The organism is Tsuneonella aeria, assembly GCF_009827495.1.
Lineage (GTDB): Bacteria > Pseudomonadota > Alphaproteobacteria > Sphingomonadales > Sphingomonadaceae > Tsuneonella > Tsuneonella aeria.
This window is the reverse complement of record NZ_WTZA01000001.1, coordinates 1459202-1471353: the sequence shown is the minus strand read 5'-3', so window position 1 is coordinate 1471353 and position 12152 is coordinate 1459202. Positions and strand designations below refer to the sequence as shown.

Here is a 12152-nt window from a genome sequence, read left to right as displayed (position 1 = left end):
GTGCGGACCTAATCAGGCGGAAGAGCGCATCTCTGCATTGCCTCCGCCGCCCCTCTTGTCCTGTCCCGTTCACCATTGATCGCCGACAACCACATCGTGCAGTGGGAACGGCGGTGGGAACCCCAGCAGGGTAATTACTGAATTATTTCACAACTTGAGGAGTTTACCCTGGGGCGAGTGGCGGAGACGGAGTCCGCCTTACTACCTGCCGGATGTATTCGGATTTGTCCTAGAAACCCCTGCAGCACGTAGGATTTTACGCCATTTCGGCGTTTTGACCGTCCGCATGTGTTCCGTTGCGTTCCCATAAAACCCCGCTATTATCGGGGAACGGTTATGGGAACGGCTGCTAATTCCGCCAATGTGGCAGGGCGCTGGCAGGTTCGATTCCCTGACAGGGAGCCGAAATGCCAAGGAAGCTGAGTAACGCGCTAACCCCTCTTGCGGTGAAGAACGCCAAGCCGGGACGGCATGCGGACGGGGCCGGGCTGCATTTGCTGGTCAAACCGAGTGGGGCACGCTCATGGGTCTATCGCTTCATGCTCAACGGCAAATCGCGCGACGTTGGCCTTGGTGCGGCTGGGCAGGGCGGAATGTCACTTGCCGATGCTCGGGACGAAGCGGCGGCGCTGCGCTTGAAGGTTAAGGCAGGCGTCGATCCGCTGGAGGAACGCGATCGGGAGGCCGCTGAGGCGCTTGCGGCGGCTCAGGCTGCCAAGGTGGCCGGAACCACGTTCAGGGACGTGGCAGCGGCCTACATCGCGGCGAACGAGGAAAGCTGGCGCAATCCCAAGCATCGCCAGCAATGGCGCAACACGCTCGACACCTATGTTTATCCCGTGATCGGTAATTTGCCGGTTGCCGAGGTCGAGACGGCGCACGTGCTCAAGATCCTGGAGCCAATCTGGAAGGGGAAAGCCGAGACTGCCAGCCGGATTCGCGGGCGGATTGAAACCGTGCTCGATAGCGCCAAGGCGCGCGGCTATCGCCATGGGGAGAACCCGGCGCGCTGGCGCGGCCACCTTGCGCAAATTCTGCCCGCTCGCACCCGCCTGTCGCGAGGGCACCACAAGGCGCTCCCCTATGAGGAAATACCCGCATTCGTGCGCGCGCTGCACAAGCGAGACGCCGTGGCGGCGCTGGCGCTGGAATTTACGATCCTCACCGCTGCCCGCTCTGGCGAGGTGATCGGCGCGACTTGGGCAGAGGTCGATTTGGACAAGGCAATCTGGGCGATCCCAGCCGACCGCATGAAGGCCGCGAAAGAGCATCGCGTCCCGCTGTCCCCGCGCGCTGTTGCTATCCTCGAACGCCTCCAGCCGCTCGGCAGCGACTATCTGTTTCCCGGCGCGAAGGGCGGCCAGTTGTCCGGCATGGCAATGGGAATGCTCATGCGCCGAATGAAGGTTGGCGCGACCGTGCACGGCTTCCGTTCGGGCTTCCGCGATTGGGCAGCCGAATGCACCGGGTATGCCCATGAAGTGGCGGAAATGGCGCTCGCTCACACGATCGAGAACAAGGTGGAGCGGGCTTATCGGCGCGGCGACCTGTTCGACAAACGACGGCGGCTGATGGATGATTGGGCGGCCTACTGCGCGAGCGATGGCGCGGCTGGTGCAAAGGTGACGCCGATCAGGAAAGCGGACGTTGCCTAGCGTCTGCAATTGGGTGGAAAGCGGACAATCGTCCGAGCCTTTTTGAACGCCCGGAGTTGTGCCACAAACCGCTAGCCCAAGTAGGGCGAATTGTTCACCTCGGAGGCCATTCCATTGAGCCGTGCGCACAATGCAATCGCGAAGAGCATTCGGAGAGTTAACCTCTCCAGAGGTGATACATGACAGCATTGTTTTCGACCTCGCGTTATTCGATAGGTCTCCTGCGATCTAGCATATCTTCCTCCACGCTTCTTTCGCGCTCTTCAGTGACCTTCTTTTCGATATTAGTTTCGGCAGCTACGTCTTGATGATCCACGGCCATCGTCGCTTTGTCCTCGCCCTTGAATTTCTTACGGAGAGCAGGTGCGCCGCTTCGTGCGATCTCTAGCGGGTGGCCGTGATCAAAGCGGAGACGATAAGTTGGTTCGGGGAGCCCAAAGCCTTGCGCTTCCAGGGCCATCTTCACCGCGCGGATTGCCGCACTTCGGGCCTTGAACCAATCAGTTTCGGTCTGATCGATCCAGCCGAGGAATTTTAGTATTATATTGCTATCGCCAACCTCATCCAGCCGCGCACTCGGCGCAGGATCACGCAGCAAGAATGGTAACTCACTCAAGCGATCGATGCCTACCCTCATAGCCTCACCAGGATCATCTTCGGCATCAATCCCGAGCGTGAATTCAAACCGCCTTTCCGAATTGCGGGTGTAGTTCAGTATCTCGGACATAAAGACGGTGCTGTTGGGAATGCGGAGGTGGTTGCCCTCTAGCGTCATCAGGATCGTAGCCCGGCTGGTTAGACGGATCACAAGCCCCTCCCGGTCTCCGATCACGACATGATCATGGGCACGGAAAGGCTGCCGGATCGATAGCATGATAGAGCTGACGTAGTTGTCGACCGTATCCTTTACGGCGAAACCGATGGCCAAACCGACGACACCTGCCGACCCCAATATCGCGCCAAGTAAGGTCGTCGCACCCAGAAGGTCCAGTGCGATGACAAGGCCCGTCACGATCACCAGCAGTCGCGCGGTCGTCGCCAAAAGGTCGGCAAGGAAGCTGTTGGGTGATATCCGGTTCCAGAAAGACCGCGCGCGTGCAAGCGCGCTTCCCAAGAGCCAGAACAGCACCATGATGATCAGCGCGATCGCTAAAAGGGGCAGAAATTTGACTATCTGATCGAGGCGCTCCTTGAGCCGCGCCATAACCGGAGACAGTGTCTCCGACACGTCTCCAGATTTCTTGAGATTGTTCTGCACCGCGACGACGCCGTCGACTCGTAGCGCGATCTGCCGAGCTCGGTCGATGTCTCCCGACTGAACAAGCGAGCCGGACAACACGACAACGCCTGAGTCGACCGCCACTTGGATCGGCTCCAGACCATCCAGCTCGCGGTATATGCCCTGCAGTCGCGAGGCGATGTCGCTGTCCTGGTTTGCGGCCTCAGTTGACGAAATCGTAGCCGTGCCGTCGGGGGAAGACGCAATGGGGGACGGGTCCACTCCCGCCACAGGCCCGCTTTGCGCGCCACAGGGATAACTGACGAGGCTGAAGACAAATGCAGCTAAGATCAGGGCGGACTTCATAGACAGACTTTATCCCATGAAGGATCGTGTGTCGGTATCCCGGAAGCGTGTCGTTGAGCAAACCCGCATTGAAGTAAGCTCCAAGCCAGTCTCACCCACAAGCTGCGAAAGCTGAAGGGATCAGCGCAGCCCGCTATCGCTGGTCCGTTCCGAAGCTCGTCTCGTGGGAAATCTTGGCGTGCCTCAACTGAGGCCACCCGGCCGATTGCTAGACAACTTCGATGTCTAAGCGAAAGTGACAGATTGTGCACGATGCTTAAGGGTTGCTTCGACCAACTTCCCGCGCTCCTGGACGGCGCGCAGCCCTGGGCCATTTAGGCGGTCCTGGGCCTGTTCAATCAGCAGCGTCAACTCTGCATTGAGCTCGTCTATCTGTTCACGGCACAGGCAAGCTTTCGACAGGATGCCGATCACGTCCAGAAAATGCAGGCTCGCAATAACGTCACCGGCTACGTAGCTTCGCAACCTGCTAAAGCTCTCTGCCAGAAATTCTGAAAAGCTGTTGGGCTGCACGATTACACGAGGGCGCCCCGCCTCATCCACCCGCACAGCATCGGGCATTTCGCGACCAGCAAGTTCTGCGCCCCCTGCGCCGAGCCAGTCGAGGCAGGTCACAGCGGTCATCGGGTCATTCACTCCTGGTGACAATGCGCGAGCTGCAATCTCAACAAGCTCGCTCACCAGAAACAGCAAATCGTTCTCAGGCGTGCGCTTTTTCCCGACCGTCAAACACGCGCGTAACTGATCAGACCGCTCTTGGTCCCAGCGCTTCCAATAGGTCACCTCGGCGAGCGTGCGTCCCGCCGAGGTGAAGTCTCCGGGGCCAAGCTCTAGTTTGATGAGTGCGTCGGCTTGGGTGGCGAGGCCAAGAATGCCGTCCTCGTCTATGCTTTGAATGTAACCCGCCTCGTTGCTGAAAACCTGCACGGTGTGGGTGGCCGGCACCGCGTGACCCACGTGGGAGCCGTCGGGCTTTAAACCAATTCGTGCGGGGAACCGCTCCGAGGTATCGGCGATGAGCTGCTCTCCGATGCGAGCTACGACGTGGTTGATGTGGATGCTTTGAGGGACATGATGGATGAAATAAATCAGCACCCCAATCGAGCAGCCTGCGAGAAGCATGGCCACGAAAACGGCATACTGAGGGACGAAGGCATCGTCGCCGCCCCGGATCGTCCGGAGCACTACAAGACAATAGAGAAACGTCGCGATAAACGTGCCCAGCGTAATTGTGTTACCTCGATCGCTCATGAAGTTCGTGAGAACACGCGGGCCGTATTGGCTGGAAGCGTAGGACAGCGCGACGATAGTGATTGAGAAAACCACACCAGCCACGGTTATCATCGACCCGGCGATCGTCGACAGGATTTCGCGTGCGCCTTCAGGCCGCACCTGCTGATACCAACTAAGTCCCTCGATCCACCCGTGACTGAACCGCGCATCGACCCATATCATCACCACGCCGAGCCCGATGGCGATAATGGCCATCATGGATGGGATGAACCAATAGCTTGAGCGCAACATGTAGATACTGGCTCTCAGCCGGCCGTTCATGAAGCATGCCGTTCTTGGGGCCGCCCGAAGGTCAGGGCGTGGAATAATAGACAAGCACCATATCTAGTCACCGACGTCCTCCGCTCGGTTCAAAGCCTTTTACATCCTCCAACGAGGTCAGCTGATCAGATTGCACAGCTGCAATTACGCTCAGGCTGCCATCCGTCTCTAGTATCACGGCCGCAACGTCTGTGGGGTTGCCGATCCCGTGCTTGCGGATGGCCGCCATGCCCTCCGCGAGCGTGACGCGCTCCTCCTGCAAAGCGCCCTCGTCGAACAGCCCGTCTTTCAACAGGAGCCGGGGCTGTGAGCGCACAAGTCTTCCAAACTTATCAGAAGCGATGGACGCACGGCTGATGGCATATTGCAGCCCAAGCAAGATGGCTAACGCCAACAACCCGTCCGCAAATGAAACATCCTTGCTGAGTATGAAGCTTGCAAGGGTGGAGCCCAAGGCGACAGTGATAACGAAGTCAAAGGCGTTAAGTTTTGCGAGCGAGCGCTTTCCAGAGATGCGCAGGAAGATGATCAATGCTGCGTAAGCGGTGATCGCCCCAAGGGTTATCCGGAGTAGTGAATGGAAACCGTCGAATAACATGCTCTCAAAAGGGGTGGACCAGTGAGAGGTTCCAGAGGGGTTCAATTAGCCACCGCCCTCTGGTTCAGGGTTAGCCCACAGGTGCGGTATCACCCGACTGCCAGATGACGGGCGTAATTCGCCAATGATCTGGAGTCGGCTGAATGTCCGCAACGGGGTCGTTAGCGGACGGGCAGCTTTTCGACAGCGAAGCGCGGAAAGCGGACAGTCTGGTTTCAGGCGATGCGGAGCCAGTAGCTAACGTCCGATATTGGGTGGGAAGCGGACACAGCTTCCTAAAGCAACGCTGCTCAACTGATGCCAGGCGGCTCTCGTTCTCTAGTGACCCACCAAGTGGCGATGACAAGGGACATGGACGCGATTGCGGTGCCCCACAGACTGGCATTAGCCGCCAACACGAACCCGAGGGCGCCGGTAATCCCTCCAGCCACAAGGGAAAGCCAGAGCAGAAGGTATGGCAACCACGAAGCTTCGTGCGAACCTCGCAACGCATCAGCCAATCGATGCCCCAGCTTAACAAGCGTGCCGGTCATGTAGGTGACCCCAATGCTGACTTCCCCGTCGCGCCTGAATATGGCGTTGGCAGCACCCATCGCGATGCACAGGCAGGCAATGGCCAACCTGTCAGAGCCGAAGCTGTCGGCCGCTGCGGCGGCAATCAGGACGGTAGCAACGACAAGTGTGGCGGTGACCTTACGGTAACGGGCGATCACGCTCTCGCTGATGACCACACTTAGTATAACGCCCGTGACGAACAGAGCGATAAGTGCGGCCGCCGCTGCGCCCACGGGTGCGGTTTCGGCCAGCCCGACCGCAAGCCGGGTGGAGTTGCCGGTCATAAAAGATACGAACAAACCGCCTGACTTCAGAAAACCGATGGCGTCGACCGCACCGGCCAGGGCAGCGTAGCCCATCGCCAGTACACGCTTGTCTCTCTCGTAACGCAGCATCACTGCCCCTTGAGAGGGACCGACGAGAACTTGTTTACGTCTATCACGAACGGCCAAGGCATAGCGCTAAGCTAGCGCGAGAAACGATGACAGCAATGGGTCGTATGCCGACAGGCAGGTTTTTGACCAGGAGGATTCCGAAGCCGACAGTCGGCTCTCAGGCTCGACAAAGCCGGTCGTCAACGTCGGATACTGGGTGGGAAACCGACATTAGCCCGAAGGCGCAGGTCAGCGACGACGAAAGCGCTATTCCAGTCCCAGCCGCGTCTTATTGCCGGGAATGTCGAAGGTTGGCAGATCGATGCCTAAGGAAGTGCAGAAATCATCCGTCATTGGGCCGGTATACCGAAGCAACGGCACGCGCCTCAAAGTCGGTTCTGCACTCGGTCTTAGCTTGCCTGAGGCCTCTTCTGGAAATTGGCTGGCGTGGGTCCGTCTGACAGCGAGAGCGTAGTCGTATGCTGTTGAACCATTCTTGAGCTTACGATCAGCATCAAACCAGGCCACGTGACCGGCATCTGGCCAAGCGACGTAACCCACCTCTTTGTTGGCAGCTTCAACAGCCGGGCTGCGGCTGTCGATATTGTCAGTCTGTTCGAGCCATACCTGCGGACGTGCTTTAGGTGGCAGGCGCTCCACTGCCTCCAGCAAGAGCGTTGCCGCAGCTCTGTGCCCAGGATGACAAGTCGAACCGTGCCGAGGGTCGAGCGTGAACACTACGGTCGGTCGCTTCTCACGAAGCACCTTCGCCCAGCGAGCCACCAAGGAACTACGGCCACCTACCGCGCTACTCCAATCTGCAATGGTCCTGCTCAATCCCGACTGATTGAAGCCGTAGAAGAAGTCCTCCCAGCCGAAGAAGTCTAGCGTCGCACCGAACAGGTCTGCAGATTTGCGCATCTCCTCGCGACGGATACGGGTGCACTCTTCCGGGTCGCGCAAACCAATGCTGGGCACGCATCCATAGCTGCGAGCTTCGGACGCGACTACAAAATGGCACTTGGCGCCTCCATCGACGCACGCTTCGGCGAGAAGCGGCGCCACGCCCCACTCGTCGTCGGGGTGCGCTCCGGCAAACAAAATGCGTTGGTCCGAAACCGGCCCTGGCCAAGCAAACTCGTTCGCTGGTGCAGCCGAGGCAGCAGTCAAAAGCAGAGCGGCAATGAGAGACATGGCGTGGCTCCTACACGTGCGATGCTATAACCTTCAGATAATGTCCGCAAAGGGGTCGTTTGCGGACTGGCAGCTTTTGGCGATCCTGGCGAATATGCGGATGGTTTCTGAGCGCGGCTGGCAGGCCGCAACCTGAGGCCTTAGAAGCTGCGGTGGGGATAGGCAGGCCTGCCGACAAGCGCGCATCCCACGCGCTTCCCCGCTTCACCATGGGAGCCGCTTGGGAGGCGGATTTGACGCAATATGACGAACGGGGCGTTGTGGTGCCCGCGCCGCTCCAAGGCAGCGATGCCGCGCTTGCTGGCAAGCGTTACGGGGACAAGCATCGCGGGCCAGCGGTTTCCGATGCCTATGAGCTGTCCCGCTGCTGGATCGATTTGGCCGACCGTTCGGAGCGGTGGCCTTTCCCGTCTGAATTGCCCCCTCGCATGGTGGATCTAGCGCAAGCCATACCGGAGGATCAGCGATCAGATTGGTTGCGACGGCAGGCCAATCTGGAGGACATGGACCGCCGCATCTCCTACGCCATTCGCTCAGGAGACTTGCCAATTTGGGTTGCGCCGCATGGGGAGCCGGAAAGGCTGGTGGCAGTCGGGGCGTTGGCGACCATAGACAAGCGATCTATCGCTGGAGGCGTGTTCTGCCCGCAGTCGGAGGAGTACAAGGCGGACGCCGATCGGCCTTGGCTATGGGAGCGCCCGCTGTTCGTGAAGTGCGATGATTGGGTGAGCTTCGCTACCGAGGTGGACGCCGAAAGACTGCCGGGTGTGGCTAAGAGTCCCGGCACTAGGGAGCCAAAGTTTGCGCCGAATTTGCAACTGGTTGCACCGCCATATCATGGCGGAGCAGGACAGCTCAGGCGGCTCGATGGCATCGCTGTTCCCAACTCGATCCGCCTAAACGATGCGGTGGCTGATCTGGCTAACGGCATAAGCAACGGGCCGGACCTGAGTGATTCAGAAACCGCCATCGAATTTAAGTTTTACAGCTCCGACAGCGATCTACTGCGCGAGTGGCAGACGCGGGAAGTCGCCATGTTCTACGTTCGAGAGGCGGTGCAATCTGGTAAGCTCCTACTCTACACGATGCTCGTCAATGGCGCCCATCCGATCGATCGCCATGCGTTGCGCGAGCTGAATTTCAGGACACTAAAAAACGGCATCTACGAACCTACGAACGGGCGCGAACCACTCGCAGGCACTGCCCTTTGGATTTTGAAAGGAGATTGGGACAGGTTCAAACGGAGCACGCTGGCGGCGCGTATCGGCGAACCGCTGGTCAGCGTGACTAACTGCCCCGAGCCGCCTTCACACCGCGCGAAAGGCGTTCACGCCATCATGCCTTCGGAGTCGCCCGAGAGCACCGCCCGCACTAGAGCGCCATCGGTCAAGGCCGGGCGTCCGCCGAGCGACGATGAGATTTTGGCGAAGGCTGATGAAATGAAGTCTCGCGGGATGGATGGGCGGACGATCGCTAAGGAAATGCGGCTGGAACCGGGTTTTCAGAACGTGGCGACCACCGCCGTGCGCGAACTGATTAAGGGACGTTGGAAGCCGGGGGGGCGACCTAAAAAAGGCGCATGAAAAAGGCGCATCCATTGCCGCACATGGGTAATTTGCTGCGGGTATTCTGCTGACGCTTGTTGGCCTCGTTCACTCACGAACGAGGAAAACCGATGCAGACCGACACCAACGATCCTCCCAAGATCGCCTATTCCATCAAGGAAGCCTGCAAGGCGTCCAGTCTGGGGCGGACGACGCTCTACGCGCACATAGCCGCAAATCGCCTGAGGGCCGTCCGCATTGGCGGGCGCACCGTCATTCCGGCGGATAGCCTGCATGCGTTGATCGCCGGGGAGGCATGAGCCGTGCCCCAGATAAGCGAAACCCGCGCGGGTGAGGCGCGGGCATCGCGGAATAGCTGTGGCGGCTGGTTCCGTGATCCCCTTACCCCTCCCGCTTCACCCCCGCAAGCAATCCCCGAGCTGATCGCGCTCCATCTTGGCGAGCGGTTTCTGGCGCGGCTGGCAGAGGGAGGCGTGGGCAATGTCTGACTGCTCTCCCGATGAACCCGGCGCGAAGGGCGCGGACGGCACAAGCCAAGCTGCTGCCGGCTCGATCGCTCCCAGTGTCTCGCGCCTTCGCCGCCTCGCCATGCGGACGCTTGCCCGGCTGGGGGAGGCCACGCCGCTAGAGGCTGTCGCGGCTTCCGGTGTGACCCGTGAATCGCTCCAGCCGCGCTTTTCCGAGTTGCGGGCCATGGGCCTGGTCGAACCGACCGGCGCGCGGCGGCGCAATCCCAGCGGCAAGAGCGCGTCCGTGCTCAGGCTGACCGACAAGGGGAGGGCCGCCCTGTGATCGACGTTGACGCGATAGCGCGGCACTACGGCGGCAAGGTGTGCAAGGGCAACGCGTTGATCCCGACGCCGGGGCATTCCAGCCGTGATCGGGGGACTGCGATCAAGGCCAGCGCGCTTGCGCCGGATGGTTGCCTTGTCGCCTGCTACAACGGCACACAGGCCGATGCGCTGGCGGTCAAGGCCATGCTGCGCGCGGACGGGTTTCTCGGACAATCTCGCGCGGGCGCGCGCGAGCTGACAGCGGCGGAGCGACGATCGATCCGGCAATCTGAGTTGGCCCGCAAGCGCGCGCGGCTGGCAGCCGAGGAAACGGCGGCGCGCGTAGCGGCGGACCTATGGCGCAACGCCAGCCGGGCCGATCCCGCGCACCCCTATCTTGTCGCCAAGGCACTGGAGCCGTTCGGAGTGCGGCAGGCCGGGCGCGAGTTGCTGGTGCCGATGGTCGATCCCGGCTTTCGCCTGTGGAACGTTCAGCGCATCCGGCCCGATGGATTCAAGCTATTCGGCAAGGATGCTCGCACGGCTGGGCTGTTCTGGCCCCATGGCGTCCACCTGAGCGACGGCAGGCCATCGGCAGGGCCGCTGGTGATCGGGGAAGGCTTCGCCACCGTGGCGGCGATCCATTCCGCAACCGGCTACGGCGTTGCCGCCGCGATGTCGGCCCGCAATTTAGAGCCGGTCGCGCGGTCCATGCGGAAGCTCTTCCCGACGCGCGAGATTGTGATCGCAGCGGACGACGATTGCCACCTGCCCACCAACTTGGGGCTGGAGGCGGCTAGGAAGGCCGCTCAGGCGGTTGGCGGCTATGTGGCGGTGCCCACAAGGGCCGAAGGCCGCTCAGGGGACTCAGGAGCCGATTTTGCGGACATTCCGCGCGAGCACGTGGCAGCGCGCGTCGAAGCGGCGCGGGGTGTTGAGAAATGTTGAACCCCGAACCCCTCGATCTTGCCGCACTCCAGCCGGATGAAGCGGCGGCACGTATCGCCGGGCACTCTGCCCTGCGCGCCACTCCGTTCCGCTTCCCGGACCCTGCCTCGCTACCACGGCGGCAATGGCTCATGGGGCACTGGCTCTTGCGAGGAGAGGTGACGGCGATCATCGCGCCGGGGGGCACCGGCAAGAGCACGATCGGCAACACGATCGCGCTAAGTCTCGCCAGCGGGCAGCCTCTCTTGGGCAAGCCGATCCATCGCGGGCCGCAAGCGGTTTGGATCTTCAACCTTGAGGACGGCCCCGACGAACTGAACCGTCAACTGTCCGCCGCCTGCGCCTATCATGGCATCGGGCCAGCCGATTGCGGGGACCGGCTGCACCTCGACAGCGGCCTAGTTCAGCCGCTCTGCACGGCAAGCGAGGATCGGGACGGCTTCACGCTGGCGGAGGAAGTCTTCGCCCAGCTCGCCGCGACGATCCGCGAACGCGGCATCGCAACCGTGATCGTCGATCCGTTCGTGTCGAGCCATGCGGTGCGGGAAAGCTCGAACGAGGCGATCGACGCCATCACGAAGCGGTGGAAGCGGCTGGCTCAGGAAACCGGCTCTGCGATCGTCCTGGTGCACCACACGCGCAAGCTCGGCGGGCGCGAGGTGACGGCTGAGGACGGGCGCGGCGCGGTTGCCTTGCGCGATGCCGCCCGCGTCGTGCTTCCGATCAATCCCATGGGCGACAAGGAAGCCGAGGAACTGGGCATAGTCAATCCTCAGGAACGGCGCTCGCTGGTGCGGATCGACACCGGCAAAGCCAACCGCGCACCGCCCGATGCTGCCACGTGGATCAAGCTCGAAAGCCAGAGCCTCGACAATGGTGATGGGCTGGAGCCGTCCGATTTTGTCGGCGTGGCGACGCTCTGGGAAAAGCCGGACGTGTTCCACGGCTTGACTACATGGCACCTCTACATGGTCCAGCAGGGGCTGCCGACGGGCGACTGGCGCGAAAGCGTGCAGGCCAAGGACTGGGTCGGCCATCTTGTCGCCAGAGTGGCGGGCCTGTCCGCCGATACCGATCGAGGGCGCATCAAGGCGATCCTGCGCACGTGGCGAAAGAACGGCGCGCTCGCGGTCGAGCACCGGACGCTCAACGGCAGGGACGTGCCTTTTGTGATCGTCGGCAAGCCGGTTGACCCCAGCGAGATTGGCAGCCGTCCGCACCTTGCAACGTGTGGTGCGGAAAGTGCGGAAGGTGCGGGCGCTGATCCGTGAAGAACCTGCCCACACCACCACCCCTATTTATAGGGGTGAGGTGGTGGTGTGGTGCGGGTGAAGGCGACTGAGGATCGATT

Annotated in this window: 11 protein-coding genes; 6 read left to right on the top strand and 5 right to left on the bottom strand. The window is 61.1% G+C overall.

The genetic code is table 11. From position 1 onward, the window contains the following. Window positions 1–407: 407 nt before the first annotated feature. Window positions 408–1655, top strand: a complete 1248-nt coding sequence (locus tag GRI40_RS07275) for a tyrosine-type recombinase/integrase (RefSeq protein WP_160610716.1) — start codon at window positions 408–410, stop codon at window positions 1653–1655. Window positions 1656–1860: 205 nt separating this feature from the next. Here the strand turns inward: GRI40_RS07275 and GRI40_RS07270 are convergent, their stop codons facing one another. The 5 genes from GRI40_RS07270 to GRI40_RS07250 all read right to left on the bottom strand — a co-directional run bounded on the left by GRI40_RS07270 (window position 1861) and on the right by GRI40_RS07250 (window position 7515). Next, window positions 1861–3240: a mechanosensitive ion channel family protein gene (locus GRI40_RS07270; protein ID WP_160610715.1), complete on the bottom strand. Its 1380-nt coding sequence runs from the start codon at window positions 3238–3240 to the stop codon at window positions 1861–1863. A gap of 225 nt (window positions 3241–3465) precedes the next feature. Then, entirely contained in the window at window positions 3466–4794 is a 1329-nt protein-coding gene (locus tag GRI40_RS07265) for a DUF2254 domain-containing protein (protein WP_160610714.1), read from the bottom strand. Between the two features lie 67 nt (window positions 4795–4861). After that, window positions 4862–5392, bottom strand: coding sequence for a DUF421 domain-containing protein (locus GRI40_RS07260; RefSeq protein WP_160610713.1), 531 nt, complete (start codon window positions 5390–5392; stop codon window positions 4862–4864). Between the two features lie 290 nt (window positions 5393–5682). After that, a complete protein-coding gene (locus GRI40_RS07255; protein ID WP_160610712.1) occupies window positions 5683–6342 on the bottom strand; it encodes a YoaK family protein in 660 nt (219 codons plus the stop codon). Between the two features lie 246 nt (window positions 6343–6588). Next, the gene (locus GRI40_RS07250; protein ID WP_160610711.1) at window positions 6589–7515 is read right to left on the bottom strand and encodes a PIG-L deacetylase family protein; all 927 of its coding nucleotides are present in this window, start codon (window positions 7513–7515) and stop codon (window positions 6589–6591) included. Between the two features lie 233 nt (window positions 7516–7748). Between GRI40_RS07250 and GRI40_RS07245 the strand changes: the two genes are divergently transcribed. From GRI40_RS07245 to GRI40_RS07225, 5 genes are all read left to right on the top strand, one after another. After that, complete coding sequence (locus GRI40_RS07245) at window positions 7749–9098, top strand: hypothetical protein (RefSeq protein ID WP_160610710.1); 1350 nt, start codon at window positions 7749–7751, stop codon at window positions 9096–9098. 92 nt (window positions 9099–9190) lie between these two features. After that, window positions 9191–9379 (top strand): helix-turn-helix domain-containing protein, encoded by a 189-nt coding sequence (locus GRI40_RS07240; RefSeq protein WP_160610709.1) that lies wholly within the window; start codon window positions 9191–9193, stop codon window positions 9377–9379. A gap of 181 nt (window positions 9380–9560) precedes the next feature. Further along, entirely contained in the window at window positions 9561–9872 is a 312-nt protein-coding gene (locus GRI40_RS07235) for a MarR family winged helix-turn-helix transcriptional regulator (protein WP_160610708.1), read from the top strand. Beyond that, window positions 9869–10801 carry a toprim domain-containing protein gene (locus GRI40_RS14090; protein ID WP_160610707.1) on the top strand — a complete coding sequence of 311 codons (933 nt, stop codon included), beginning with the start codon at window positions 9869–9871 and terminating at the stop codon, window positions 10799–10801. Before GRI40_RS07235 ends, GRI40_RS14090 begins: the two co-directional genes overlap by 4 nt. Further along, window positions 10795–12072, top strand: coding sequence for an AAA family ATPase (locus GRI40_RS07225; protein WP_160610706.1), 1278 nt, complete (start codon window positions 10795–10797; stop codon window positions 12070–12072). Before GRI40_RS14090 ends, GRI40_RS07225 begins: the two co-directional genes overlap by 7 nt. Window positions 12073–12152: the final 80 nt, after the last annotated feature.